Annotated in this window: 25 protein-coding genes; 8 read left to right on the top strand and 17 right to left on the bottom strand. The window is 66.8% G+C overall.

Translation table 11 applies throughout. The features are described from left to right. Nucleotide 1: 1 nt before the first annotated feature. The 5 genes from M0765_RS20825 to M0765_RS20805 all read right to left on the bottom strand — a co-directional run bounded on the left by M0765_RS20825 (nucleotide 2) and on the right by M0765_RS20805 (nucleotide 4,341). Nucleotides 2-970: a Bug family tripartite tricarboxylate transporter substrate binding protein gene (locus M0765_RS20825; protein WP_258505703.1), complete on the bottom strand. Its 969-nt coding sequence runs from the start codon at nucleotides 968-970 to the stop codon at nucleotides 2-4. Nucleotides 971-1,017: 47 nt separating this feature from the next. Continuing rightward, on the bottom strand, nucleotides 1,018-1,383 hold the full coding sequence (locus M0765_RS20820) for an AtuA-related protein (protein ID WP_258505702.1): 366 nt from the start codon (nucleotides 1,381-1,383) through the stop codon (nucleotides 1,018-1,020). Further along, the gene (locus tag M0765_RS20815; RefSeq protein ID WP_258505701.1) at nucleotides 1,380-2,774 is read right to left on the bottom strand and encodes an acyclic terpene utilization AtuA family protein; all 1,395 of its coding nucleotides are present in this window, start codon (nucleotides 2,772-2,774) and stop codon (nucleotides 1,380-1,382) included. Before M0765_RS20815 ends, M0765_RS20820 begins: the two co-directional genes overlap by 4 nt. Nucleotides 2,775-2,800: 26 nt before the next feature. Continuing rightward, nucleotides 2,801-3,817 (bottom strand): Bug family tripartite tricarboxylate transporter substrate binding protein, encoded by a 1,017-nt coding sequence (locus M0765_RS20810; protein ID WP_258505700.1) that lies wholly within the window; start codon nucleotides 3,815-3,817, stop codon nucleotides 2,801-2,803. 143 nt (nucleotides 3,818-3,960) lie between these two features. Beyond that, nucleotides 3,961-4,341 (bottom strand): helicase SNF2, encoded by a 381-nt coding sequence (locus M0765_RS20805; protein WP_258505699.1) that lies wholly within the window; start codon nucleotides 4,339-4,341, stop codon nucleotides 3,961-3,963. Between the two features lie 504 nt (nucleotides 4,342-4,845). Between M0765_RS20805 and M0765_RS20800 the strand changes: the two genes are divergently transcribed. Together M0765_RS20800 and M0765_RS20795 are read left to right on the top strand one after the other, a co-directional pair. Further along, nucleotides 4,846-5,943: a GNAT family N-acetyltransferase gene (locus tag M0765_RS20800; RefSeq protein WP_258505698.1), complete on the top strand. Its 1,098-nt coding sequence runs from the start codon at nucleotides 4,846-4,848 to the stop codon at nucleotides 5,941-5,943. Continuing rightward, complete coding sequence (locus M0765_RS20795; RefSeq protein WP_258505697.1) at nucleotides 5,940-6,791, top strand: PA4780 family RIO1-like protein kinase; 852 nt, start codon at nucleotides 5,940-5,942, stop codon at nucleotides 6,789-6,791. The genes M0765_RS20800 and M0765_RS20795 overlap by 4 nt, the downstream gene beginning before the upstream one ends. Before the next feature lie 31 nt (nucleotides 6,792-6,822). Here the strand turns inward: M0765_RS20795 and M0765_RS20790 are convergent, their stop codons facing one another. Then, on the bottom strand, nucleotides 6,823-7,158 hold the full coding sequence (locus M0765_RS20790; protein ID WP_258505696.1) for a DUF1090 family protein: 336 nt from the start codon (nucleotides 7,156-7,158) through the stop codon (nucleotides 6,823-6,825). Between the two features lie 123 nt (nucleotides 7,159-7,281). Continuing rightward, nucleotides 7,282-8,640, bottom strand: coding sequence for a homoserine dehydrogenase (locus M0765_RS20785; protein WP_258505695.1), 1,359 nt, complete (start codon nucleotides 8,638-8,640; stop codon nucleotides 7,282-7,284). 396 nt (nucleotides 8,641-9,036) lie between these two features. Here M0765_RS20785 and M0765_RS20780 point away from each other — a divergent pair, with 396 nt between their 5' ends. Beyond that, entirely contained in the window at nucleotides 9,037-9,441 is a 405-nt protein-coding gene (locus M0765_RS20780; RefSeq protein ID WP_258505694.1) for a hypothetical protein, read from the top strand. Nucleotides 9,442-9,460: 19 nt separating this feature from the next. Here M0765_RS20780 and ybaL read toward each other — a convergent pair whose 3' ends face one another. The 7 genes from ybaL to M0765_RS20745 form a co-directional block, all read right to left on the bottom strand. Continuing rightward, nucleotides 9,461-11,161, bottom strand: a complete 1,701-nt coding sequence (gene ybaL, locus M0765_RS20775; RefSeq protein WP_258505693.1) for a YbaL family putative K(+) efflux transporter — start codon at nucleotides 11,159-11,161, stop codon at nucleotides 9,461-9,463. A gap of 70 nt (nucleotides 11,162-11,231) precedes the next feature. Beyond that, the gene (locus M0765_RS20770) at nucleotides 11,232-12,575 is read right to left on the bottom strand and encodes a dicarboxylate/amino acid:cation symporter (RefSeq protein ID WP_258505691.1); all 1,344 of its coding nucleotides are present in this window, start codon (nucleotides 12,573-12,575) and stop codon (nucleotides 11,232-11,234) included. Between the two features lie 126 nt (nucleotides 12,576-12,701). After that, nucleotides 12,702-13,439, bottom strand: a complete 738-nt coding sequence (phbB, locus tag M0765_RS20765) for an acetoacetyl-CoA reductase (RefSeq protein WP_126747179.1) — start codon at nucleotides 13,437-13,439, stop codon at nucleotides 12,702-12,704. A 177-nt stretch (nucleotides 13,440-13,616) separates the two neighbouring features. Beyond that, the gene (locus M0765_RS20760) at nucleotides 13,617-14,168 is read right to left on the bottom strand and encodes a hypothetical protein (protein ID WP_258505690.1); all 552 of its coding nucleotides are present in this window, start codon (nucleotides 14,166-14,168) and stop codon (nucleotides 13,617-13,619) included. A gap of 31 nt (nucleotides 14,169-14,199) precedes the next feature. Continuing rightward, complete coding sequence (locus M0765_RS20755; RefSeq protein WP_258505689.1) at nucleotides 14,200-14,988, bottom strand: DUF899 domain-containing protein; 789 nt, start codon at nucleotides 14,986-14,988, stop codon at nucleotides 14,200-14,202. A 47-nt stretch (nucleotides 14,989-15,035) separates the two neighbouring features. Beyond that, nucleotides 15,036-15,722, bottom strand: a complete 687-nt coding sequence (locus tag M0765_RS20750) for a Vgb family protein (protein WP_258505688.1) — start codon at nucleotides 15,720-15,722, stop codon at nucleotides 15,036-15,038. Nucleotides 15,723-15,768: 46 nt separating this feature from the next. After that, the gene (locus M0765_RS20745) at nucleotides 15,769-16,989 is read right to left on the bottom strand and encodes a helix-turn-helix domain-containing protein (protein WP_258505687.1); all 1,221 of its coding nucleotides are present in this window, start codon (nucleotides 16,987-16,989) and stop codon (nucleotides 15,769-15,771) included. A gap of 79 nt (nucleotides 16,990-17,068) precedes the next feature. Between M0765_RS20745 and M0765_RS20740 the strand changes: the two genes are divergently transcribed. From M0765_RS20740 to M0765_RS20720, 5 genes are all read left to right on the top strand, one after another. Then, nucleotides 17,069-17,809: an NUDIX hydrolase gene (locus M0765_RS20740; RefSeq protein ID WP_258505686.1), complete on the top strand. Its 741-nt coding sequence runs from the start codon at nucleotides 17,069-17,071 to the stop codon at nucleotides 17,807-17,809. Nucleotides 17,810-17,877: 68 nt separating this feature from the next. Continuing rightward, the gene (locus tag M0765_RS20735) at nucleotides 17,878-18,741 is read left to right on the top strand and encodes a cysteine hydrolase (protein ID WP_258505685.1); all 864 of its coding nucleotides are present in this window, start codon (nucleotides 17,878-17,880) and stop codon (nucleotides 18,739-18,741) included. A 26-nt stretch (nucleotides 18,742-18,767) separates the two neighbouring features. Then, nucleotides 18,768-19,955: a nicotinate phosphoribosyltransferase gene (gene pncB / locus M0765_RS20730; protein WP_258505684.1), complete on the top strand. Its 1,188-nt coding sequence runs from the start codon at nucleotides 18,768-18,770 to the stop codon at nucleotides 19,953-19,955. 5 nt (nucleotides 19,956-19,960) lie between these two features. After that, nucleotides 19,961-21,661, top strand: a complete 1,701-nt coding sequence (locus M0765_RS20725; RefSeq protein ID WP_258505683.1) for an NAD+ synthase — start codon at nucleotides 19,961-19,963, stop codon at nucleotides 21,659-21,661. A 7-nt stretch (nucleotides 21,662-21,668) separates the two neighbouring features. Continuing rightward, on the top strand, nucleotides 21,669-22,745 hold the full coding sequence (locus M0765_RS20720; protein WP_258505682.1) for an NUDIX domain-containing protein: 1,077 nt from the start codon (nucleotides 21,669-21,671) through the stop codon (nucleotides 22,743-22,745). 39 nt (nucleotides 22,746-22,784) lie between these two features. Here the strand turns inward: M0765_RS20720 and M0765_RS20715 are convergent, their stop codons facing one another. From M0765_RS20715 to M0765_RS29060, 3 genes are all read right to left on the bottom strand, one after another. Then, entirely contained in the window at nucleotides 22,785-23,921 is a 1,137-nt protein-coding gene (locus M0765_RS20715) for a YihY/virulence factor BrkB family protein (protein WP_258505681.1), read from the bottom strand. A 175-nt stretch (nucleotides 23,922-24,096) separates the two neighbouring features. Then, nucleotides 24,097-25,095 (bottom strand): autotransporter outer membrane beta-barrel domain-containing protein, encoded by a 999-nt coding sequence (locus M0765_RS20710; protein ID WP_258505680.1) that lies wholly within the window; start codon nucleotides 25,093-25,095, stop codon nucleotides 24,097-24,099. Next, nucleotides 25,005-26,453: an autotransporter-associated beta strand repeat-containing protein gene (locus tag M0765_RS29060; RefSeq protein ID WP_274708802.1), complete on the bottom strand. Its 1,449-nt coding sequence runs from the start codon at nucleotides 26,451-26,453 to the stop codon at nucleotides 25,005-25,007. The genes M0765_RS20710 and M0765_RS29060 overlap by 91 nt, the downstream gene beginning before the upstream one ends.

Below are 26,453 nucleotides of genomic sequence, written 5' to 3'. Positions count from 1 at the left end.
GTTACTCGGCTTCGATGCCAGCGGCCTTCACGATGCGGCCCCATTTCTGCGACTCCGCCGTCTGGAACTTGGCGAGCTCTTCAGCCGAGGTAGTGAACACTTCGGTGCCCGTCGGTTCGTAGAACGCGGTCTTAGCAGACTCGCTCTTCGCGGCCTTCACCAGCAGTTCGTTGAGGCGCTTGACCACGGCCGGCGGCGTCTTCGCGGGTGCATAGGCCGCGAACCAGTAGCCCATTTCATAGCCCTTCACGCCGGCTTCGGAAATGGTGGGCACATCGGGTGCCAACGGTGAGCGCGCCGCGCTCGACACCCCCAGCGCGCGCAGCTTGCCGCCTTTCACCTGCGGCAGGCCGGTGGCCGCGTCGGTGATCATCATGTGGATCTGCCCGCCCAGCAGGTCGGTCACTGCCAGCGTGTTGCTCTTGTAGGGCACGTGAAGCAGCTTGATGTCGGCCATCTGCTGCAGCAGTTCGCCGGCCATGCGGCTGGACGAGCTGCCGCTGCCAAAGCTGTACTTGCCCGGCTCCTTCTTCGCGAGCGCCACGAACTCGGCCACGCTCTTGGCCGGGAACGAGGGGTTCACCACCATGATCTGCCCGCCCTTGCCCAGCGCGGTAATGGGCGAAAAGTCTTTCACCGGGTCGTACGGCAGCTTCTTGAACAGGTGCTCGTTGGCCGCATGCGTGGTGTTGGTGGTGATCAGCACGGTGTAGCCGTCCGCCGCGGCCTTGGCGACCTGCTGCGAGGCGATGAAGCCGCTGGCGCCGGCCCTGTTGTCGATGACCACGGGCTGCTTGGTTTCCGCCGTGATGCTGTTGCCCAGCGCGCGTGCGATCTGGTCCGTGGCGGTACCGGCCGCAAAGGGCACCACGAAGGTGATGGGCTTGTCCGGAAAGGCCTGCTGCGCATGGCCAAGCAGCGGCGCCAGGGCCAGAGCGGCGGCCGAAAGGGTAAGGGAACGTCGTTTCATTGTTTTGTCTCCGGATGGATGGGTGGGAAAAAGAAATCGGATTGCCGCTATGGCCCCGCCAGCAGCGGCACAAGCGGGCGCGGCACGCGAATGGGCATGTCCAGCAACAGGAACGAGAGCGCCTTGCCGTGCGCATCGAGGTTCAGCGCATCGTTGACGCCGCCGTCGAGCACCGCATCGAGCACGAAGTTCATCGCATGCAGCCTGGGCAGCAAAAAGCGCTGCACCCGCGAGGGCTCGCGGTGGCGAAACTGCGCGGCCACGCGTTCAGGCGTGAGCTGCTCGGCCAGCAGCGGGTAAAGGTCCGGATGCCAGGCGATCACGCTGATGTTGGAGCGATCGCCCTTGTCGCCGGTGCGGCCATGGGCGGCACGGTAGAGCGGCACTTCGATGAAGTCTGTCGGCGTGTTCATGCCAGGGCCTCCGCGCCAAGCAGTTCGAAGCTCACCGGCACCGCTTCGCGCGGCAGCAGGCACGACAAGGTATTGAGCCGCGGCGTGAGCGCGGTGCGCACACCGCCGCCGCCCGCAGGCCCGCAGGTATAGAGCGCCATGACTTCGCGCGTGAGGCGCTCGGCCTGCGCACGGTCGGTATGCGAGGCCGCAACGCGCAGGCGCACGTCGCGCAGGCCGGTGTCGGGCGTATCGGCCAGCATGCGGCCGGCGTCGTCGCCAAGAATGCTCAGTGCACCGATCAGGTCCACGCGCAGCGCAAGGCTGCCTAGCCGCTTGCGCAGCACGTCTGCCGCGAGCCGCGCACGCGCCTCGGCGCGCGGGCCCGCATAGGAAATTTCGCCCTCGGCCAGCCAGCCGCCTTCGTGGCACACATTCACCTTGTAGTGGCTCGGCCGCGCATGGCCGCGCACGCCCGACAACGCCACGCGATTCGCCGCGCCCGGCAGCTGCATTACCTCGGCTTCGGCAATGTCGGCCACCACGTCGGGCGTGAGGTAGGCGCTCGGGTCATGCACCTCATACAGCAGCTGCTCCTTCACCGTGGCCTCACTCACGAGGCCGCCGGTGCGGTCGGCTTTGCCGATGGTGCAGTGACCGTCGGCATCGATCTCCGCAATCGGGAAACCCACTTCTTCGAGGCCTGGCACATCCTTGTAACCGGGGTCGGCAAAGTAGCCGCCGCAGACCTGCGCGCCGCATTCGAGCAAGTGGCCGGCCATGGTGGCTCGGCCCAGCCGGTGCCAATCGTCGGCGCGCCAGCCGAAGTGCGACATGGCCGGGCCTACCGTGAGCGACGGGTCGGCCACGCGGCCGCACACCACGATCTGCGCGCCCGCGTCGAGCGCTTCGGCAATCGGCTCGGCGCCGATGTAGGCGTTGGCACTGACGATGCGCAGGCCGTCCATCTGCGCGCCAAGCGCTTCGTGCAACAGCGCAAGATTCGAGGGGCCGGAGAGATCGTCACCTTCCACCACCGCGATGCGCGGCGCAGCGGCCCCGAGCTCGCGCGCCATGCGGGCGATGTGGCGGGCCGCAGCGCGCGGGTTGGCCGCGCCAAAGTTGCTTACGATGCGAATGCCGTGCACGAGGCAACGCGCCAGCACGGGCCGCAGCATGGCATCGAGCAAGGGTTCGTAGCCGGCGTCGGGGTTGTCGCGTCGGCGCAGTTGGGCGAGCGCGAGCGTGCGCTCGGCCAGCGTCTCAAAGATCAGGAAAGCGCGTTGCTCCGTCGGGCCGCCTTGCAGCCGGGCGATCAGCGTATCGACCACCGGCCCGGCCGCGTCGGTGCGGTCGCCGGAAAAGCCGGCAGCGCAGCCGATCAGCAGTGGGGGCGAGGCAATGGCGTTCATCGAGGCGGACTTTAGGCAGCTCGCCTTCATCCGTAAAATCGAAAATTCAAATCGATTGATCCAAAATCCGGATCATTGCTCGAGCCGGATGCCGACCTTGCCGATGGTGGCCCCCACTTGCGTCCCTCGCTGTCGATGAAGGACCTGAATTCTTCAGGCGAGCCGCCTCCCGTCACAAGCCCCTGACCAGCCAGCAACTCCCGCACGGCCGGCTCCTGCAGTACGGTGTTCACGTCGGCATTGATGCGGCGCACCACCTCTGGCGGCGTGCCGCTTGCGGTGAACAGGCCGTTCCAGGCCAGCGCCTCGAAACCGGGGTAACCGGACTCCGCGACCGTGGGCAGGTCTTTCATGAGCTCGGAGCGCTTTGCGCTGGTGATCGCCAGCAGCTTGATGCGCTTGCCCTGGATGAGCGGCAGCAGCGCCGGCGCCACGGTGAACAGCGCTTGCGTATCGCCCGCCGCCACCGAAAGCCCGGCCGGCGGCGAGCCCGCGTAAGGCACATGCACGGCCTCTATGCCCGCAGTGCTGCGAAACAGCTCCATCGTGAGATGGGATGAACTCCCCGCTCCCACCGACGCATAGCTGAACCCGTTGCCCTGCTTCTTCGCCCACGCCACGAACTTCGGCAATGTGTTCGCGGGATTGCCGGCCTGCACTGCCAGCACGTTGGGCTGCGAGGTCGCGAGCACGATGGGTACCAGGTCGCGCGCGGGTGCATACGGCATGCGGCTGTACATGTAGGGGCCGAAGGCAATCGGCCCGTTGAAGCCGATGCCCAGCGTGTACCCGTCATGCGGCGCCTTCGCCACCGCGTCCATGCCGATCAGGCCGCCCGCGCCGGGTTTGGTTTCGATCACGACGGGCTGCTTCCACATTGTTCGCAGCCGGTCGGCCAACGTGCGCGCGATCAGGTCGAGCGAGCTGCCCGGCGGCGCGGGAACGATCACGCGCACAGGCTTTGCCGGCCACTCCTGTGCTTGGGCAGCCAGGCTCATTGCGCATGCGAGAAGGAATACGGCGAGCTTGCCCCTGTTGTTCATTTTCAAGATCCTGGCTTGAGCCGACCGGCTACCTTAGCTCAGCATTGCGCCGCTGGCGTGCCCAAAGAAAAAGCCGGCCTGCTTTCGCAGGACCGGCCTTCGGTGCATCGTCCTTGCAGACGAGGTGTGCGGCTGCCAGGCAATTACAGCGGCAAGGCGTCGCCGCGCGCGGCAGCATAGGCTTGGGCACGCACCGTTGCACGGTCTACCGCGCCCGCCACCATCGGGGCGACACCCGACGAGGCGCCTTCGGCGTACGGATCGGCGTTGCGAACCGTGGCCACCGCTTCGGCGCGTACGGCTTCGCGGCTGTTCATGGCGACCGGCGCAGAGGTTGGTCCCGAATCGGCACCGGTGGCGTAGGGATTGCCCACACGCGCGGCAACCACAGCGCCGGCGGCCACGTCGGCGCGGCTTTCGGCGGAGGTCAGGGGATGGACGCCTTCATAGGTTTCGGCATGGGCGGCACCAGCAGCGGTTACCAGGGCCAATGCAGCGGCGGAAAAAAGCTTGGAGGCGGTCATTCAGGTTCCTTTGTTCAATAGCTTGAAATGGGTTGGAGATGCTTCGAACCGTTCTTGCTTGATGCGCAGGTCCGTGAAATCAATTCTGCGACCACATCTAAGTACAAACCCTTGGCGAATGGAATCCCGGCAACCGCGACGTGGAAACAATGCGCCGGCTTTTGAAATGACGCGCGAAAGCTGGTATGGCTCAGCAGTGCGGATGCCACAAGTCACTTCACATTGCGCAACAAGGCCGCTACATTCGACGCTTCGACAAACAACCAGACCGGAGGTGCGCGATGGAAGACACAGCTATTCAACGCCCCACTCCCGGCCGGTTTGTCGATTCTTCAATGGCCTGCTGACGCGCTTTCTCCCGTAGCGCCAGCCCTGAACGGGCACAGCCGGTTCGACCATTGCGGCACTGCTGCCGCAGCGACAAACCGCCCGAGATTCAAACGCCGCCGTCGGCATGCAGGTGCCGGCCGCGATTGCCCGTTTCCAGAATCATCAAGGCTCACCATGCTTGAACCCCGTGCCGCCAATGTGCGGCATTTCGCAACTTCTGTTTTCGATCCCCAGCAGGCATCCGCTGAAGAGTGGAGGAAGGCCCTTGCCTACTGGCGCCTCCGCAACGAGCAGGACTTTCCGGGCGAACCCTGGCCGAGCGATGCAGACACCATGCAGAACGTGCGCCAGCACACGCCCCTGCAGGTCGTGCATCGCATTTTTGCGCTGGATGGCCGCGGCAGCATCGTCAGCAGCCTCAACATGAGCTTTCGCCGCGAAGGCACGCCCGATTACCAGGCTTATGCGCCCTTCATGGATGTGTGGGGCGGTGTGCTTCGGTCACATCGGCGGCAAGGCATTGCCACCATGCTGATGCGCGCGCTGCTTGCCGCCATGAAAGAGCGCGGCAAGACAATGGCGACCATCCAGGCCTCGCTTCCCGAGGGGCAAGCATTTCTCGCGGCCATCGGTGCGGCCGAGAAGCACCGCAGCATCGAGAACCGCATGGTGTTCGCCGATCTCGATGACGCCGAACTCGCTCGCTGGCGAGCCCATGCGCTCGCAGCGGGCCGCGGGTTGCGCTTGGAAATCCACGCCGGCCGCGTGCCCTTCGAGCGCCTTGGGACGCTGATGGCGCCGCTGTCCGCGCTGCTGAACGACGCCCCCACAAGCCAGCTCGAGCGCCCGCCCATGCGCTATGAGCTCGAGGACTTTCGCGCCTGGTATGCCGAAATCGACCGGCGCGGCGGCGAGCATTTCCTCGTGCTGCTGCTCGACGGCGACGAAGTGGCCGCGGTGTGCGACGCCAGCTGGAACCAGCTGTACCCCGACCGCATGTTCCAGCGGCTCACAGCCGTGGCTCCTCTCTGGCGCGGAAAGGGCCTGGCCAAGGGCGTGAAGGCCGTCATGCTGCAGCTGGTGCGCGAGCGCCATCCCGCCGTCATGATGGCCGTGACGCACAACGCCGAGGTCAATGCTCCCATGCTCGCCATCAACCGACGGCTGGGCTTTGCCGCGCACAGGCATGATGCGGCCTACCAGATCGGCCCGGAAAGCCTGAGGGCCTTCCTCTCGATCCGCCCGCTGGCCCCGAGGGAGCAACATCAATGAAAGCACCGCCACGACTGCAGTCGCTGGTCGACGAAGGCCTGATCGACACGGTGGTACGCCAGCTGATGAGCGGCAAGGAAGCCATGGTGTACGTGGTGCGCTGCGGCGACGAGACACGTTGCGCCAAGGTCTACAAGGAGGCCGACAAGCGCAGCTTTCGTCAAGCCGTCGACTACACCGAGAACCGCCGCGTGCGCAATTCGCGCGAAACGCGTGCCATGGCCAAGGGCACGCGCTTCGGCCGCCAGGTGACCGAGGCCATCTGGCAAAGCGCCGAGGTCGATGCGCTCTACCGGCTTGCGGCAGCCGGCGTGCGCGTGCCGGTGCCCTACAACTTTCTTGAAGGCGTGCTGCTGATGGAACTGGTGACCGACGCCAACGGCGACGCGGCGCCGCGGCTCAACGATGTGGCCTTTACGCCTGAAGAGGCAGTGCGCCACCACGGCAGCCTGCTGAAGGAGGTGGTGCGCATGCTGTGCGCGGGGGTCGTGCACGGCGACCTGTCGGAATTCAACGTACTGCTGTCGGCCGACGGCCCGGTGGTCATCGACCTGCCGCAGGCGGTGGATGCGGCGGGCAACAACCACGCCAGGCGCATGCTGCTGCGCGACGTGGAGAACCTGCGCAACTTCTTCGGCCAGTTTGCGCCGGAGCTGCTGGGCACGCACTATGGCGACGAGATCTGGCACCTGTATGAGCGCGGCCTGCTGCGCGTCGAATCGGTGCTGACCGGCACGCACGTGCGCGACACCGGCCCTGTCGACCTGGGCAATGTGATGCGCGAAGTGGACGATGCACGCGAGGAAGAAGCGGCGCGCCGGGTGCGCATGCAGCTGCCGCGTCTTTAGCCGGCAGCTTGGCGCCTCGCAGGGCAGCCTGTCATGGCCGCTGGTTTCTCAGGTCGCGCAGTTGATCTTCGGCGCGTTCGAGTTCCGAGCGAAGCGCGCGGATCTCCTGCTCGAGCTTGTCGATGCGGGCCGCGCGGCTCTGCTGAGTTTCCGAGCCGTGGCAACGCGTGCGCAGCGCGGCCAGGGTTTCGGCCAGCTGCCGCCGGCGCAGCATCTGGCCCCGGGAGCGCGCAAGGTCCATCTCACGCTCGAGCGCGGCTTCTTCCGCCTCGCAGGACGCACCTTCCGCTTGCTTGGCCTGCTCTACCGGCTGGGCAAAAACGGGAGCTGCCCAAGCCAGCGCGATAGCCATGAACCAGCGCTTCACGCGCGGTTTCCCTCGCGGGCTTGAAGCTCATCCAACCCATAGACATCCATTGCGGCTCCCATTGCATGTGCGGTGCAGGCGCCCGCGTTCGGGCGCATTCTGTCCCAGTTAGAAGGAAGCGCTTCACGCCAGTTCCTCCACCCGCAGCGCCGTGATTGCTCCCGCCACCGCCGGGAGCGCCTGGAGTGCGCCCAGGGCCAGGTCCATCGCGGCTTGCCGCACCGGTTGGGTCAGCACCAGCACCTGCGGGGCAGTGCCGGCCTGCCCGGCCGCAAGCGCGACTTGCCGCACCGGCAGTTGCCGGCCAGCAGCCCAGCCTGCCACCGCCTCGATGCCGCTCGCTGCATGCACGGGCACTCGCAGGTAGTGCGACGAACACACGTCGGCGCGAGAGACCACAGGCAGAGTGTTCATTGCATGCGCATGAAAACCCAGGTGCGGCACGCGCTGCGCGGCGCTGGTGCCCGCCAGGCGTGCGACATCGACCAGGTCGGCAATCACCGCCGACGCGGTCTGCTCCGAGCCGGCGCCCGCACCGTAGTACATCGTCACGCCGGCCGCGTCGCCCTTGACCATGATGCCGTTCATCGACCCGTTCACATGCGCCATGAGGTGCGAGGCCGGCACCAGCGCGGGCTGGACGCGCAGCTCCATGCCCTCTTCCCGCCGCCGCGCCACGCCCAGCAGCTTGATGCGGTAGCCCAGTTGCTCGGCGCAGGCCACATCCACCCGCTGCAGCGCCGTGATGCCTTCCATCTGCACGTCATCGAAGCGCACCGGCGTGCCGAACGCATTGGCGGCCAGCAGCGTGAGCTTGTGCGCGGCGTCGACGCCCTCGATGTCGAAAGCCGGGTCAGCTTCCGCGTAGCCTAGCGCCTGGGCCTCGGCGAGCGCGGCGCCGAAGTCCAGGCCTTCATCGCGCATCTTGCTCAAAATGAAGTTGGTGGTGCCGTTGATGATGCCCGCCACCCATTCGATGCGATTGGCCGTGAGCCCTTCGCGCAGCGCCTTGACGATGGGAATGCTCACCGCCACCGCACCCTCGTAGGCCACGGCCACGCCATGCTCCCGGGCGGCCGCGAAGATTTCGGTGCCGTGCACCGCCAGCAGGGCCTTGTTGGCGGTGACCACATGCTTGCCGTGGGCAATGGCGGCCAGCAGCCAGTCGCGTGCCGGGCCGGTACCGCCGGCCACTTCGACCACCACGTCGACGTCGGGGTGTGTGGCAACGCGCAGCGGGTCGTCCGTCAGCGGAACGTTCCCGCCCACGACGGCGGCGGCCCTCGCCAGGTTGCGCGCCGCGACCATCACCACCTCGATCGGCCGCCCGGCGCGGCCGGCAATCTCGGCCTGGTTGCGGGCCAGCACGCGAAACGTGCCCGAGCCGACTGTGCCAATGCCGATCATGCCCACGCGCAATGCGTGGGGAGCCGCGCTGCGGCTGGGCAAGGGTTCGAGTAACTGGACTGGATCGCGGTACATGGAAATCTCCGGATGAAAAAACAAAAACCCAGCTGCCAGAGCTGGGTTTCAATCATTCGGAGAGAAGAGCGATACACCAGGTGGCTGCCGAAACGGCCACCTGCGCGTGCTCAGGTGGCCGCGGTGGTAATGGTGGTAATCATTCGTGCAACCAATGCCCCATTCGCCCGCGCAAAGGCAGGCGGCATCATGCGGGCCATGGAGGCGGCGCAATCGGCGGTGGGGAAAAGGCAGCAAGACATGAGAAGGCGCAGTGTACAGGAGCCTGCCGGGGCATTGCGCACGCTTTGCCGTGCCAACCTGCGGAAATATAGGGAGCAGGCCTACAGCGCACGGGCCGCCGGAGGCCTAGCGTGGTGGGCAAAGCAAAGAACTGCATCACCTGGAGGCAGCACCATGAAGAACTTCGTCCTAGAACCCCGCATGCGAGCAACCATTGGGGGCGCCTTTTACCCGAGCGGCTACTCGATGGTGATGTTTCCGAGCGCGGAAGACGCCAATCGCATCGGCCATCAGTTGCTCGAGAAGGGCGTGAGCGGCGATGAGATCTACCTGATCCCGCCGCAAACGGTGCTCGAGGAGATCACGCCGACGGTGAAGGAATCCGACGACCCGCTGCCTTCGGCGGGTACCGACGCCGCCACGGTGCGCGCCTACACCAAGCTCGCGCGCGAAGGCCACACGGCCTTGCTCGTCAGGACGAAGAACGAAGAGGAAGCGAACCGCCTGATGGAGGTGGTGCGCGCCGTGCCGTATTCGATCGCGCAGCGCTACCGCACGCTCGTCATCGAAGACCTCTGAACCGCTTGCCCCCGGCGGTTCACGCCGCTGCCGCGGCGCGCCGAACAACGTCGCGCGCCATCGCCTGCGCCAGTTCCTGTTCGCCAAGAAATACCGTTGCCGCCGTCTGCTGGGTCAGCAATTCGGCTTCGTCTTCGTTGTGGCTGCGAATGACAGTGTCGATTCCGGGGTTGAGCGTGCGCGCGGTTTCCATCATCTGGCGCACGTTCAGGGCGTCGGGCGTTGCGACCACCAGCACACGGGCTCGCGCAATGTGCGCCTGGATCAGCACCGCCGGGTCGGCCGCATCGCCCCACACCGCGGCAACGCCGGCTTCGCGCAATTTCTCGACCAGCTCGCGGTTCTGCTCGGCCACCACATAGGGAATGTCGTTGGCCTCCAGCTCGGCCGCAATGCGCCGCCCGACGCGGCCGTAGCCCACCAGCACCACCTGCCTGGAGAGGTATCTGGCCTCGGTGGTGGTCGGCAGCTCGGCCAACGGATGGTCGCGCGATTCGAGCCCGCGCGCCACCGGCAGGCGGGCATGCAGCCACTTCTGCAACGGCCCGATCAGGCTGAACCACAGCGGATTGGTGGCAATGGAGATCAGCGCGCCGGCAAGGATGAGGCTCTGGCCCTCGACTGGCAGCACACCAAGCGATACGCCGAGCCCCGCCAGGATGAACGAGAACTCCCCGATCTGCGCGAGGCTCGCGCTCACCGTCAGCGCCGTACCCAGCGGATAGCGGAAAGCCAGCACCAGCGCGCAGGCGGCAAGCGACTTGCCCAGCACGATCACGCCCACCACGGCCAGCACCTGCAGCGGACGCTCGATGAGCACCGAGGGGTCGAACAGCATGCCCACCGACACGAAGAACAGCACCGCAAAGGCGTCGCGCAGCGGCAGCGATTCTTGCGCGGCACGGTGGCTGAACTCCGATTCGCGCATGACCATGCCCGCGAAGAATGCGCCTAGCGCAAACGACACCCCGAACAGCGCCGCCGATGCGAAAGCGATGCTGACGGCTGCCGCAATCACGCACAGCGTGAAGAGCTCGCGTGAGCCGGTCCGCGTAACCTGCCAGAGAATCCAGGGAAAGGCCCGCCTTCCGACCACGAGCATGAGCGCCACAAAGCCGCCCACCTGCAGCAGGGTGAGGCCGAGCGTCTGCCACAGCGGGTCCGCCGAACCTGCCGCATCGGCGGCATGGCCGCCCAAGGCTCCCGCAAGCGGCGGCATCAGCACCAGAACCAGCACCATCGCCAAGTCTTCGACCACCAGCCAGCCCACGGCGATGCGGCCGGTGAACGAATCGAGAATGCCCAGGCTTTCGAGCGCCCGCAGCAGCACGACCGTGCTTGCCACCGACAGCGCCAGCCCAAAGACCAGCGCCTCGCCCCAGGACCAGTCCCACCAGAGCGCCAGCGCACCGCCGAGCAGCGTGGCCACCGCAATCTGCGCCAGCGCTCCGGGCAAGGCGATCTTGCGTACGGCCAGCAGATCGTCCAGCGAAAAATGCAGGCCCACGCCGAACATCAGCAGCATCACGCCGATTTCGGCCAGCTGCGCCGCAATGCCCGCATCGGCCACGAAGCCCGGCGTGAAGGGCCCGATGATCACCCCCGCCAGCAGGTAGCCCACCAGCGCGGGCAACCGCAGGCGCACTGCGAGAAAGCCGAACACGAGCGCCAGCCCCAGGCCGGCGGCGATGGTGTTGATGAGGGAAACGCTGTGGGGCATCGTTCCATTTTGCAGGAACGATGCATGGCCCTTTACTTCACCCGGCCCTTCGTCGGGCCTTCAGGGGCATTCAGTCGGCCATTTTGCTGACGCGCGCACCTTCGAGCACTTCAGGCTCCTGCGACTCGACCCAGCTTTCATTGTTGAGCCCGGCCTTCAGCCGCTCGGTGTCGAGTTCGTTGGTCCACTTTGCCACCACGATGGTGGCCACGCCATTGCCGATCAGGTTGGTCAGCGCACGCGCCTCGGACATGAAGCGGTCGATGCCCAAGATGAGCGCAAGGCCGGCCACCGGCACGTGGCCCACGGCCGACAGCGTGGCGGCCAGCACGATGAAGCCGCTCCCGGTCACGCCCGCTGCGCCCTTGGAAGTGAGCAGCAGCACGGCCAGCAGCGTGATCTCCTGTGTCAGCGTCATCGGCGTGTTGGTGGCCTGCGCAATGAAAACCGCCGCCATCGTCAGGTAGATGGAAGTGCCGTCCAGGTTGAACGAATAGCCGGTCGGAATCACCAGGCCCACGCAGGCCTTCTTCGCGCCCAGGTTTTCCATCTTCTCCATCATGCGCGGCAGCACCGATTCGGACGACGACGTGCCCAGCACGATCAGCAGCTCTTCCTTGATGTACTTGATGAACTTCCAGATGCTGAAGCCGTGGAAGCGCGCAATGAGCCCCAGCACCACGAAGATGAACAGCAGGCAGGTCAGGTAGAACGTGCCCATCAGCTTGCCGAGCGAGAACAGGCTGCCCAGGCCGTACTTGCCGATGGTGAACGCCATGGCGCCAAAGGCGCCGATGGGCGCGAGCTTCATGATGTAGCCGACGATCACGAAGAGCACGTGCGAGCCCTTCTCGATCACGTCGAACACCAGCGTGCCGCGCCCGCCGAAGCGGTGCAGCGCAAAGCCGAACAGCACCGCGATGAGCAGCACCTGCAGGATTTCGCCCTTGGCAAAGGCATCGACCACCGTGCTGGGAATGACGTTCAGCAGAAAGTCGACCGTGCCGGTCATCTTGCCGGGGCCGGTGTAGGCGGCGATCGACTTGGTGTCGAGCGTGGCCGGGTCGATGTTCATGCCCGCGCCGGGCTTCAGCACGTTGACCAGCAGCAGCCCGACCACGAGCGCGATGGTGCTCACGATCTCGAAGTAGAGCAGCGCCAGGCCGCCGGTCTTGCCCACCTTCTTCATGTCTTCCATGCCAGCAATGCCGACCACCACCGTGCAGAAGATGATCGGCGCGATGATCATCTTGATGAGCTTGATGAAGCCGTCGCCGAGCGGCTTCATGGCTTCGCCGATGGCGGGATAGAAGTGCCCGAGCAGCACGCCGATGACCACCGCGGTGATCACCTGAACATAAAGCGAGCGGTAGAGAGGAAGTTTCTGGGTCGGTGTGATTGTTGTGTCTGCCATGTCGTGCCTCCAGGGGGTGCGAAACTTTATGGCTGTTCTCGCGGCTTTCCATTCGTAGAAGCCACATCGCTGGAAACAAAAAAACCCGCCGAAGCGGGTTTTTCGATCAGGTTCCGGTCAGCATGCTCAGTGCATGTGAAGCCCGCCGTTGACCGAGAAATCGGCCCCGGTGGAATAGCCGCCCTCGTCCGTGGCAAGCCACGAAATGATGGAGGCGATTTCGCTGGGTTCGCCCAGGCGCTTGACGGGAATGGTGGCCACGATCTTGTCGAGCACTTCCTGGCGGATGGCTTTCACCATGTCGGTGCCGATGTAGCCCGGGCTCACGGTGTTGACCGTGACGCCCTTGCTCGCCAGCTCTTGCGCCAGCGCCATCGTGAAGCCGTGCATGCCGGCCTTGGCCGCCGAGTAGTTGGTCTGCCCCGCCTGGCCCTTGGCGCCATTGACCGAGCTGATGTTGATGATGCGGCCCCAGCCCTTCTCGACCATGTCGCCCACCACCTGCTTGGTGACGTTGAACATGCTGTTGAGGTTGGTCTCGATCACCGCGCTCCAGTCTTCCGGTGTCATCTTCAGGAACATGCGGTCCCGGGTAATGCCGGCGTTGTTGACGAGCACGTCGATGGGGCCGTGCGCCGCCTTGGCAGCGGAAAACGCCTCCACCGTGGATTGCCAGTCGCCGACATTGCCGACCGATGCGTGGAACTCGAAGCCCTGGGCTTTTTGCTCGGCCAGCCATTTGGCATGGTCGCGCGTGGGGCCGCAGCCTGCGACGACAGTGAAGCCGTCCTTGAAGAGGCGTTGGCAGATGGCAGTTCCGATGCCACCCATGCCTCCGGTGACATATGCAACTTTCTTGCTCATGAAATTTTCCTTGATGTGTGCGACGCAAAAGCCTGAACGGCCGCCTTCACTCTAGCGAGTTTCAAGCCATCGTTCTCTGAGGAAAACACTGAGCCAAGCTTGCAACCAGCTGTCAGGGCACCGCCAATGTGCAACCAGATGCGCAAGTCTGTACCTTGTTGCTCCTTTCGCAGCACCTCACGAGTTCGAAAGTATGAGTTTCAGCCCCCGGCACACTCCGCTGGCGACCAGCGCCGTCACGGCAAGCATGGCCGCCGTGTGAACGCCAACCGCCGCAAGCGCCAGCATCAGCGTGCCCGATGCGGCAACGTCCAGGGCCGGCGTGTCGCCCATGCAGAGCGGAACCAGCGCCGGCACCAGCATCAACCCGGCGCCGTGCGCGGTGGCCATCATGAAAGACCAGAGCGCCAGCCCGGCATGCCCCGCCGGCGCACGCACCGCCTTGGGTGTGCGGCCCGAGAGGTGCAGCACCACGAAGACGACGACCAGCCCGCCCGCCACCACTTGCATCACCGTTCGGTCCATCGATACGCCGAACGCCACTGCGGCCGCCACCAGCGCGACCGACGCGGCGTGCCCGACCGCAATGGGCACCAGGGCCCGCAGCGCCTGGCCCCGATCTTTCGACCGGACGCCCCAGGCCGCGGCCCACATCCAGCCGGTGGCCGGGTTCAGCCCATGGATGGCGCCGAGACCCGCCACCACCAGCCAGGGCCAGAGGCTTTCCACTGCATGACCTCGCGTTCAGCCAGGTTGCCGGTCAGTTCGACGGATGGCAGCAGGCATGGGCCGCCGGTTTGCTGGCTGGCGCGGGCTCGTAGCGGTCGTGGTGGCGCACCCAGTCCATGGTGTAGACCGCGTTGTGCTCGTCGCGGCCCTTGGGGGTGAGGTCGAGCAGGTTGTACGTGCCCATCATCACTTCAACGCCGCGCTCGTAGGTCGAATAGGTGTGGAAGATCTCGCCCGCGTCGTTCTTGTAGAACACGCTGATGCCGGGTGCCTCCTCCGCCGGGAAGGGCCGCACGCTGTAGTTGTAGTAGACCTCGCCCTGGCCCTCGGCCCATTCCTCCGACTTGAAGCTCACGCCGAAGTCGTAGTTGAAATCGCTGCCGAAGGCCGACACCCACTTGAACTGCCAGCCCATGCGCCGGCGAAAGCGCTCGATCTGGTCGAGCGGCGCGCGGGACACAGCCAGCAGCGTGACGTCGCGGTGCTCGAGATGCACCTTCATGCCGTCGACGTGGTCCGCCATGTAGGAACAGCTCGGGCAGCCCTGCTCCCAATCGGGGCCGAGCATGAAGTGCTGCACCAGCAACTGGCGGCGGCCCTCGAACAGGTCGGCAAGCGCGCGGGGGCCGTCGGGCGTGTCGAAGGTGTAGTTCTTCTCGACGCGGGTCCACGGCAGGGCGCGGCGCTCCCGGGCGATCTGGTCGCGCAGGCGCGTCAGCTCCTTTTCGCGCGCTAGCAGCGTCTTGCGCTGGGCGAGCCAACGGTCCTTGGCAACGACGGGATGATCGGCAATGCCGGTTTCGGCAACAGTGGTGTTCATGGCGATGTGCTCCTTGGCTCGATGAATCGTTTCGCGGGCGGATGCGCTCACGCCCTGGCGGCTGCCTTGGGGCGCCGCACGGCGCGGACTTTTCCGCTGCCCCCGCCGCCGCAGTAGAAGAGGTCTCCCCCGTCGGATTCGAGCCCGCTCACGCCGGTGCCGCGCGGCATTTCCAGCCGCTCGAGCACGGCGCCGCTTTCGGGGTTGATGCGGCGGAGCTCGCTCTCGTCGCCCTCCCAGGTGCCGTGCCACAGCTCGCCGTCAACCCAGGTCACGCCGGTAACGAAGCGGTTGGACTCGATGGTGCGCAACACGGCGCCGGTGGCCGGGTCGATCTGGCGGATCTTGCGGTCGCGGTACTGGCCCACCCACAGGCTGCCCTCGGCCCAGGTGAGCCCCGAGTCGCTGCCGTTGCCCGGAGCGGGAATCGATGCGACCACGGTGCCCGTGACCGGGTCAATCTTGTCGATGCGCGCCTCGGTGATCTGATACAGATGAGTGCCGTCGAAGGCGGTGCCGGCGTCTCCGGCGCAAGCCAGCGTGCGCGTGGTCTCGCCGCTCACGGGATCGAAGGCAATCAGCCCGTCGCGCGTGGCGGCCCAGACGCGTTGGCCGTCGTGGGTCACGCCGCCCACGCTCGCCTCGCCGGCCAAGGGGCCGTACTCGCGAACGATCTCGGCTGCGCGCGCCGTCACGGGGGTCTGGTCCTTGCCTGTCTTGCTGCCAGTGCTCATTGCTGCTCCTTGTTTGCGCCCGGGGATCGGGGCCTTGGAGACAACTCTATTCAATCGGCAGCGCGGCGGGGAGTAACAAGATCGTCGTGAATCCGGTCAGCGGCGGCGAAAGCCAGCGCTGAGCCCGCGCCCGCCCGATGGCGCGCACACGCCCGGCAGTCTCCAGCTCGGCGAGCGCGCGCTGCACAGTGCGCTGGCTGGCGCCCAATGCCAGCGCCAGGGCCGAGGTGGACCACGCCGCGCCGTCGGAAAGCAGCGCCAGCAGCGACGCCTGGTCGCCGTCGATGGGTGGCGCCAGCACGGCAACCTCGCGCCCGCCGTGCGGCTTCAGGACAAAACCCCGCGCCGTCGCCTCGATGCCTGCCAGCGGCGCAACGAGCGCGCGCAGCCTGCCGACTTCGACCCGCAGGCGCGCTCGCAGCGTTTCGTCGGGGTAGCGGGTGTTGAAGGCGTAGGCAATCAGCGCTTCGCGATCCACATCGCCGGGCCACGCCTCGGCCAGCGCGCGCGCCAGTGCGAACAGCACCGGCCTGCGCGCCAGCGGCCGCCATGCATCGCCCGCGCCGACACCGCGGCGGCATGCATCGACCACCAGCGCGTCCGAGGCAAGGAGCGCCTCCACCTCGTGCAGGCGCAACGTCTCTTCGCCGCCGGCGGAGCGGCGCCGCGCGGCGGGACGATCGAGCGCGGCCCGCGCCTCCGCCACCTCGGCCAGCAGCGCCGGCACACGCGCGCGTTCGGCCGCCTCATGTGCGCGGTCGAGTGCCGCCTGCGCAACGCCGGTGCGCAGCGATCGGAGCGCCAGCTCGGCGGCAGTGAGCTCGGCCACCGCCGCAAGCGACGGTGACAGGCCGCGCGCATCGAGCGGCGCCAGCGTGGCCGCCGCCTCGTCGAGGCGGCCGAGCAGCAGGAACTTGCGCGCCGCAATCAGTCGCGCCTGCAGCGCATTGCCATGGTCGGCATGTGCCTCGAGCGTGGCGGCTGCCGCGGCAAGAGAGCGCGGCGATCCGCCAAGGTCGCGCATCGCGAGCGCCACCTCGGCCTCGGCAACAAGGCAGCGGGCGCGCGCCAGTTCCTCATGGGCGCCAAAGCCTCGGGCGGCTCGCCGAAGGAGCTCGCGCGCACGTGGATGCTCGCCAAGCTGCGCCATGGCAATGCCGCGCAGGGCCAGCGCAGGCGGGTCGTCGCGCAAGGCGACCCGCTTGAGGGCACCGAGCGCGTCGCCGGCGGCAAGCGCCCGCGCGGAGGCGGCGATCAGGGAATCCATAGGTCGCGGAGGTTAACCCGGCCTGTCGGCCGGCCCATTGGAGTTGTACAGTACAACCTCTTTAGAAAGGAGGCCGGTCTTGAAACCTTCCAACACACAGGCCGAGTTGAAATTCCCCAGGCCGCTGGTCACCGTCGACGTCGTGATCTTCACCGTGCTGGAAGATGAACTCAAAGTCGTGCTGATGCGCCGCCTCAGCGATGCTCACGAGCCGTTTCCGGGCCGCTGGGCCCTGCCGGGAGGGTTCATCGACGTCGACAAGGACGCCAGCCTGCTCGGCTGCGCCTTGCGCAAGCTGCAGGAAAAAACCGGTGTTTCCGCGCCGTACCTGGAGCAACTGGGCAGTTGGGGCGGCGCAAGCCGTGACCCGCGGGGCTGGTCGACCACGCACGCGTTTTTCGCCCTCGTGCCGAGCCAGGACCTGGTGCTCGAGAAAGGAGCGAACGCCGCGCAGGTGGAATGGATCGAGGCCACCGCGGCCGCCCGCAAGCGCCTGGCCTTCGATCACGCAGAAATCCTCGAAGCCGCCATCGCCCGCCTGCGCAGCAAGGTCGAATACACCTCGCTGCCCGCCTTTCTGCTGAGCGAACCCTTCACACTGCCGCAGTTGCAGCACACCTACGAGGTCGTGCTGGGCCGCCCGGTCGACAAGAGCGCCTTTCGCAAGCGGATGCTCGACGCCGGCTTCATGGAGGAAGCCGGCACCGTGGAAGGCACCTTCGGCCGGCCGGCCATGGGCTACCGCCTGCGCGACCGGTCCCAGGCGGCCCTGTTCCCCCGCACCTTCAGCCCGCGCGACTCCTCGGAGCCTGGCGCTTGACATCCTTCGAGTAAGTTGTACTATGCAACCCATATAGTTGCACAGTACAACTCAATCAAGAGAAAACCATGAAGCAGAACATCCAACTTCTCCTGATCGATCCGCAAAACGACTTCTGCGACCTTCCGGCCAGCTGGCTTCCGGCAGACGCAGCCACGGGCGCGCAGTTGCAGCCGGCACTGCCGGTTGCGGGTGCCCATGCCGACATGCTGCGGGTGGCCCAACTCATCCGCGAGGGGGCGCAAGGCATTGCGGGCATCACCGTTACGCTGGATTCGCACCACAGGTTCGACATTGCGCACCCCACGTTCTGGCAAGCGCGCGATGGCGCCGGTGTGCAGCCTTTCACCTCGATCACCGCGGCCCAGGTCAATGCCGGCGACTACCGTCCGCGCGACCCCGCTGCCCTGCCCCGGGCGCTGGCCTACATCGACGAGCTCGAGCGCCGCGGCCGCTACACGCTGATGGTGTGGCCGGTGCATTGCGAGATCGGCAGCTGGGGCCACAACGTGCACGCCGCCGTCAAGGCCGCCTACAACACCTGGGAGGACGAGCAACTGCGCGTGGTGGAAAAGGTCGGCAAGGGGAGCAACCCCTGGACCGAGCACTACAGCGCCATTCAGGCCGAAGTGCCGGACGAGGACGACCCCGCTACCCTGCTCAACATGCGGCTCGTGGAGTCGCTCGACCGCGCCGACCTGATCGTGATTGCCGGCGAAGCCAGCAGCCACTGCGTGAAGGCCACCACCGAGCACATTGCCGCCAACCTGCCCTCCGGCAATCCTGCCAAGCTGGTGCTCGTTACCGACTGCATGAGCCCGGTGACCGGCTTCGAGGCGCAACACAAGGCGTTCCTGCAAGACATGGGCAACCGCGGCGCCCGGCTTCTCACCAGCGCCGAAGTGCTTTCCATATTGACTGCCAACGCCTGACCGAACGAACAGCGAAGGACCGCACCATGCAACCCATCATCCACAGCCTGCTGGACACCGACCTGTACAAGTTCACCATGTGGCAGGCCATGCTGCACAGCCACCCGCAAACGCAGGCCGAGTACACCTTCGTCTGCCGCAACCAGCCCGCTTATCCGCTGGCCGAATTGCTCCCGGACGTCAACGAGCAGCTCGACCACCTCTGTACGCTGCGCTTTGCACCCGGCGAACTCGCTTACCTGGGAAGCCTGCGCTACATCAAGAGCGACTTCGTCGACTTCCTGCGCATCTTCAGCTTTCAGCGCGAGTTCATCTCGGCCACGGTCGAAGGCGATGCACTGCACATCCGGGCGGTCGGGCCGCAAGTCCACACCATGGCTTTCGAGATCTTCGTTCTCGCCATGGTCAACGAGCTGTATTTCCGCCGCTTCGATGCGGAGGCCGCTCTGGCCGAGGGCCGCAAGCGCCTGCAGGGCAAGATCGAGCTGCTGCGCGGCTTTGCGCAGGAGCCGGCGGCCCGGCACCCTTTCGAGTTTTTCGACTTTGGCGTGCGCCGCCGCTTTTCACGCGACTGGCAGCGGGAGGTGGTCACCACGCTCAAGCGCGAGGTGCCCATGTACTTCAAGGGCACTTCCAACGTGCTGCTGGCCAAGGAGCTGGAGCTGGTGCCCATCGGCACCATGGCGCATGAATACCTTCAGACCTACCAGGCACTGGGCGTGCGGCTGCGCGACTTCCAGAACGCGGCGCTCGAAGGCTGGGTGCAGGAGTACCGCGGCGACCTGGGTGTGGCACTGACCGACGTGGTCGGCATGGACGCCTTCCTGGCCGACTTCGACCTGTACTTTGCCAAGCTGTTCGACGGCCTTCGGCACGACTCCGGCGACCCGGTCGTTTGGGGCGAAAAGGCACTGGCGCACTACACCAGGCTGCGCATCGATGCGCACACCAAGCGGCTGGTGTTCTCCGACGGCCTGGATCTGCAGACGGCCATCCGGCTGTACCGCACCTTCGCGGATCGCACGCAGACCGGCTTTGGCATAGGCACCAACCTGACCAACGACGTCGGCCTTACGCCGCTGAACATCGTGATGAAGCTCACCGGGTGCAACGGCCAACCCGTTGCCAAGCTGTCCGACAGCCCGGGCAAGACGCTGTGCGAAGACCAGACCTTCCTGGCCTATCTGCGCCAGGTGTTTCACATAGAAAGTTGAGAGCCATGCTCCGAATCACCGCCGCCCAACTCAACTACACCATCGGCGACCTGCGCGGCAATGCCGCGCGAATGATCGAGGCTGCACGCAATGCGTCGGCTGAAGAGGCCGACCTGGTCGTGTTTTCCGAGATGTCGCTCACCGCCTACTACCCGGCCGACCTGCTGGAAGAGGAAGGCTTCATGGACCGCGTGGAGGCCGCTTTTCAGGAGCTGCTGTCGGCATCCCGCCAGATGCCGGCGCTGCACTGGGCCGTGGGGTTGCCAGCCCGGCGCGAAGGCGCAGGCAAGAAGCTTCGCAACGTGCTGCGCGTCATTCGCGGGGGCGAAGTGCTGCTCGAATACGCCAAGCAGCTGCTGCCCACCTACAACATCTTCGACGAGCGCCGGCACTTCGAACCGGGGCCCGACGTCGCGCGCGTACTTCGCATCCGCGACTTTCAGGTGGGGCTGCTGATCTGCGAGGACGGCTGGAACGACGAGGGCCAGGACTACGTCGTCAACCCCTTCGAACGCATGCGCGATGCGGCGCCCGACCTGGTGGTGTCGATCAACGCAAGCCCGTCGAACATCGGCAAGCGCGAGCAGCGGCACCAGATCTTCGGCTCGGCCAGCCGCCGGAACGGCCTGCCGATCCTCTACGTCAACCAGGTGGGAGGCCATGACCAGCTCGTGTACGACGGGGCCTCTTTCGCGGTCGAGCCGCAGGCCGGTGTGGTGTACGAGGCTCGCCGCTTTGCGGAAGATGTGAGCACGCTCTGCTTCGACAAGGGCCGTTTTCTGACGCTGGCCGGCAAGGCCCCGCCGCCGGTGGCACCCGAGGGCTTGCCCGCGCTGGAGTTCTACCGCCAGCAGATCGTGCTGGGCTTGCGCGACTATGCGCGGCGCTGCGGGTTTCGCCAGGCCGTCGTCGGCTCGTCGGGCGGCATCGACTCGGCGCTGACACTGGCGCTGGCGGTCGAAGCGCTGGGGCCAGAGAACGTGGTCGGCATCACGATGCCGTCAATCTTTTCATCGGAGGGATCGGTCAGCGACTCCGAAGCTTTGTGCCGCAACCTGGGCGTACCGCTGAAGCACCATGCCATCGCGGGCATCGTGTCGCAGTTCACGCAAGGTTTCGAATCGGCATTGGGCGGCGAGCTGCGCGGCGTGGCTCTGGAGAACCTTCAGGCGCGCGTGCGGGGCACCATTCTCATGGAGTACTCCAACAGCTTCGGCCACCTGCTGCTGACCACGGGCAACAAGTCCGAGATCTCGGTCGGCTATTGCACGCTCTATGGCGACACCAACGGCGGCCTGGGGCTCATCGGCGACCTCTACAAGACCGAGGTCTTCGCCCTCTCGCGGCACTTGAACGAAACGGCGGGGCGAGAGATCATTCCCCACGCCATCATCGACAAGGAGCCCTCGGCCGAGCTGGCACCTGGCCAGAAGGATGTCGACAGCCTGCCGCCCTACCCCGTGCTTGACCAGATCCTCAAGCTGCTGATCGAAGGCCAGCGCCTCGCCCAGCACGAGTACCAAGAGGCGCGCACGTTCGTCGACACGCTGCGGGGGCAAGCTTCCGGCGAAGCGCTTGTCGAGCGCATCCGCGGCATGGTCGCGCGCAACGAATACAAGCGGCGGCAATCGCCGCCCATCGTCCGGGTCAGAGCGCGAGCCTTCGGCTCCGGACGCCAGATGCCGATTGCAGCCAAACTGCCTTGAGAACCCAATGACAAGCCAAACCCAAATCCAAACCCAAGCCAAAGCACACGACGTCGCCGTCTACATCGGGCGGTTCCAGATCTTCCACAACGCGCAGTTGGCGCTGCTGCGGCGCGCGCTGGCCGCTGCGCCCGAGTGCGTCGTGGTGTTGGGCTCGTCTTTTCAGGCCCGCACGCCGCGCAATCCTTTTACGTGGGAAGAGCGTGCGGAAATGATCCGGCTCGCGCTTCCGCAAGCGGACCGGGAGCGGGTGAAGTTCTTGCCTGTGCGCGACTACTACGACCAGGCGCGCTGGGTGGCCGCCGTGAAGCAGGGCGTGGCCGAGATGTATTCCGGTCAGCCGTCGGTGGTGCTGGTGGGCCACCTGAAGGACGCGACCAGCGTGTACCTGCGAGATTTCCCGCAATGGACGCTCGACGACACTGGCTTGCAGGGCGACATTCATGCGAGCGCCTTGCGCGACGCCTACTTTGGAGCGGCGGCCGATGGGTCGCTGGAGCCGGCCCTGGCTGCATTGGTGAACCAGGCGCCCGCCAGCACGCTGCAGTTCTTGAGCGCCTGGGCGAAGCTGCCGCACTATGCCGCGCTGGTGCAGGAATGGGAGAGTCTGCGCCAGGACAAGGCCATGTGGGCATGCACGCCCTACCCTGTCATCTTCGTCACGGTCGACACGGTGGTGCAATGCGGCGACCAGGTGCTGCTGATCCGGCGTGGCCGCTCGCCGGGCAAGGGCATGCTGGCAGTGCCGGGCGGCTATCTCGAGCCGCGAGAAACGGTATGGCAGTCGGCCCTGCGCGAGCTCGACGAGGAAACCGGCTTGCGCCTGCTCGACAGCGACATTCAAAGCGCATTCAAGGCGGTGCAGGTGTTCGACAACCCGGACCGCAGCCAGAAGGGCCGCGTCATCACCCACGCGCACTGGTTCGACCTGGGCCCGCGTCGCCCGCCGGAGCTGACGGCCGGCGACGATGCGTCATCCGCCGAGTGGGTGCCCATTGCAAAGCTGGCCGGCATGGAAGACCAGTTCCATGACGATCACTTCCACATACTCGATTCCTTCTTCGGGCTTACGCGGTCCAAGTGAGGGCCGCCGCAAGCCATAGCTGGAGCACCTGATCCCGCCTCACCCCGTGCGGCGAATTTCCCGTTGCATGCGCGCGGCATGGCGGCGGCGCTGCTTGCGCCGCCGCGCAAGCAGCGTGGTCGTCACGCTGATCGCAAACAGGCCGATGGCCTGCTGCAGCAGCTTGGCAGTGGCCTTCCTTGTGCGCACCTCGAGGGTCCGCTGCGCGTTTTCCATCTTCTCGACGGCCTCGAGCTTCTCCGTTCCGGGCTGCCGTGCAGCGGCGCTGTCCGTGCCCATGCGGGCCTGCTCCGCCGCGGCCTCTGTCGCGGCCTGCGCCCTGGAGGCGGCGACCGAGCCCTGGGCATTGGCGTAGACCTTGGTGAACTCCGCGCCCAACAGAAAGATCTGCGCGGCGTAGTACACCCAGGCCAGCAGCACCACCAGCGAGCCGGCCGCCGCAAACGATTCGCTGACGCTGCTTTTTCCGAGGTACAGGCCGATCAGCACCTTGCCGACCTCGAAGAGAACCGCCGTTACCGCCGCGCCAATCCACACGTCGGGCCATGCGATGGGCGTGCTCGGCATCAGCTTGAAGATCATCGCGAACAGCAGCGTGAGAATGCCCAGCGTGACCAGCGCGTTGGCAACCTGCAGCAAAAGCTCCCACCCCGGAAAGAGCCCGCTGCTCCAGTTGCCCACCGCCGCCAGCACGGCGCTGACCACCAGCGACACCATCAGCAAAAAGGCAAGCCCCAGAATCAGGCCGAACGACAGCACCCGGGCACGCAGAATGCCCCATACGCCGCTGGGCTTCGCGCGTTCGGGCACATGCCAGATGCGGTCGAGCGCGCTTTGCAGTTCGGCAAACACCGTGGTGGCGCCGACGATCAGCACCACCACGCTGATGGCGCCGGCAATCAATCCGCGAGACGGCTCGTTGGCACTCTTGACCAGGGCCTGCACCGCCTGCGCGCCCTCCTGGCCGATCAATCCCGACAGCTGCGCGGCAATCTGGCCCTGCACGGCCTCGGTGCCGAAGAGTGCGCCCGCCACCGCGATCACGATCACGAGCAACGGCGCCAGCGAGAACATCGTGTAGTACGAGATCGCCGCGCCCATGCTGGGCGCGAAATCGTCGATCCAGGCCATGGCCGCCTCCTTGAAGAGGCGGGGTAGATGCTTGAGCTTGTTCATGGTGGACATTGGCCGGCCCCAATCAATGTCGATGTTGGATGCCAGGCGCGCCCTCGCCCGCCTGCACGCCGAACGTGGCTCTTTCATGCAGGCTTTGTTGTAGGTAGACACCGCGTCGGTGTGCTGGCGCAGTCGGATTCCGGCCACTGCACCAGCGCACGCGGCGGTGCCCTCCTCACCACTTCACGCGCACGCCCACCGATGCATTGATCGAGCTCTTCACCCTGGTGTCTCCGCCTGTGGCCCACAGCTTGCCCACTTCGCCGTAGACGCTCGTCCTGTCGCCCAGCGCCAGGGTGAAGCCGCCGGCCAGCTCGGTGCTCGTGCCGCCGGTGGACGATGCGATGTCGGTGCGGGTCGCGCCGTTGACGAAGCGCGCGACGTCCGCGCCGCTCGAGCTCCGGTAGATGTTGAAGCGCCCGTAGGGCTGCAGCGTGCCCAGGCCGGTCGCAATCGTGCCCTTGACACGCACACCCGCACGCACGATCCAGCCGCTGTCGGCGCCGGGCTGCACGACCGCGCCAGAGATGACCGAGTTGTCGAGGTCCATGTGCTGGTGCACCAGTTGCAGCTGCGGCTCGACGCTCCAGCCGCTGGCGCCCAGCGCAAAGGCCTGGCCCACTTCGATGGAGCCCAGCAAACTGCGGCCCTTGCCTTCGACTCCCGCGCCCAGCACCGGCTCCACCGTGTAGCGGTGGCGGCCCGACTGCACCACCGCGTCGGCATAGAAGCCGCCGTTGCCGGTGTAGGTGCCGTAGATGCCGAAGTACTGGCTGCGCAAGTCGTTGCGGCCCACGTGCTGGTTCTGCAGGCCGCTGGCAAAGCCGCTGACTCGCCCGTCGCCGTCGAGCTGGCCCACGTAGAGGCCGGCGCGCCAGTTGGTTGCGGCCATCAGGTCTGTGCCGGCCTGGAAGCCCGTGAGGCGGCCCTTGCTGGAAGGCGAGACGGTGCCGCCCTGGCGAATGTCGATGTCGGTGGAGAGCACGCGGGCCCAGGCGCGGCGTTCCGGGCCTGCCGGGTTTGTCGAAGTTGCAGCGGCGCCCTTGGCATCGTCGTCGCCTATGCGCTTGTGCAGGTCGCCGATCATCGCGAGGTTTCCTTGCCGCAACTGGCTCGGCAGCGCCGCATACAGCGAGGCTTCGGCGCGGTAGGTGGGCACGATGATGCCGAACACGGGTCCGGGGGCGGCAAGGCCCTCTCCGCTCGGTGCGGCGGCGCCGCCGCCTTCGGTCGGCGGGTTGCCTCCGCCTTCCCCGGGGGAACGACGGTGGTGGTGGACCGCAAATACCAGTTCTCCCCCGCCCCCGAGGCATCGGCCGCATGCAGCCGGTACTCGTAGGCCCCCGCATCCACATGGCCACCGGCCAGGCGGAACGCATCGCGCGTGGTCTGCGCCGTCGTCGTGGCCCCGTTCATCGCCGTCACCACCTCGATGCCGCTGCCCACCGTCAGCGCCCCCAGCCCGCCCAGGTTCGTGATCTGGATGTTCGTCGTGCCGCTGGCAATCGCCGTGCAGCCGCTCAGGATCAGCCGGTCGCTCAGGCTCCCGCTGCCCCCCAGCGCCGTGCCCAGGCGCAGCGTGCCGCCATTGCCCACCCAGGGGCCCTGCACCGTCAGCGTCGCCCCCGGCGAGCCGCTCAGCAGCGACACCGTGCCCGCGCTGGCCATGCCCGCAATGGTCTGGCTGTGCCCCGCCAGGTCCAGCACCGCCCCCGCGTCCACCGTGAACGCGCTCGCATTGCTGAAGGTGCCTGCCGCCCCCGCGCGCAGGCTGCCCGCCGCCACCCGGGTGGCGCCCGTGTACGTGTTCGCCCCGCTCAGGGTCAAGGTGCCCGCGCCCACCTTCACCAGCTCGCCCGCGCCCGAGATCGGGCCCGACCAGCCCAGGCCATGGCCGTTGCTGTCGATGGTGCCCGTGCCGCCCAGCAGCAGCGCATTGCCCAGGTCCAATCCGTCCGCGCCCGCCACGAGGCGCGCGCTCGCGCCGCTGTCGATGGCCACCGCACCGAGCATCGTGCCGCCCGCGTTCAGCACCAGGCGGTTGCTGCTGCCGCCGGTGAACGCCACCGCCGGCGCGCGTGTGACGCCGTCGCCGCCCAGCCCGCCGGCCAGGGTGCCGCCGTTGTGGGTGACATCCAGGTCCGCGCCCGTTATCCCGGCCCCGCCGGCTCCTGGAAGACCTGCGGGCCCGCCGTTGCTGCTGGCGCCGCCCGCACCGCCCGCCCCGCCGGCGATGGTGCCGCTGTTGACGATCACGCCGCCCGCACCGGCCGAGGCCAGCCCGGCCCCGCCGTCGCCGCCGTTGCCCGGGGTGCCGGTGCCGCCTGCCCCGCCGCCGCCGGTGCCGCCCGCGCCCCCGGCACCGCCCAGGAGCTGGCCGGTGTTGATCACTGTCAGCGCGGTGCTGCCCGCGAGCGTGAGGCCGGCCCCGCCGGCGCCCCCACCGCCGCCCGAGGCGTTGCTGCGCGCCGGCAGCAGCTCCGAGCCGCCCGCGCCGCCAGTCCCGCCCGCCGAGGTGCCGCTGTGGGTCAA

Source organism: Variovorax sp. S12S4, from assembly GCF_023195515.1.
Taxonomy (GTDB): Bacteria; Pseudomonadota; Gammaproteobacteria; order Burkholderiales; family Burkholderiaceae_C; genus Variovorax.
The sequence above is the reverse complement of the archived record's forward strand: the minus strand, read 5'-3'. Positions and strand labels throughout refer to the sequence as shown.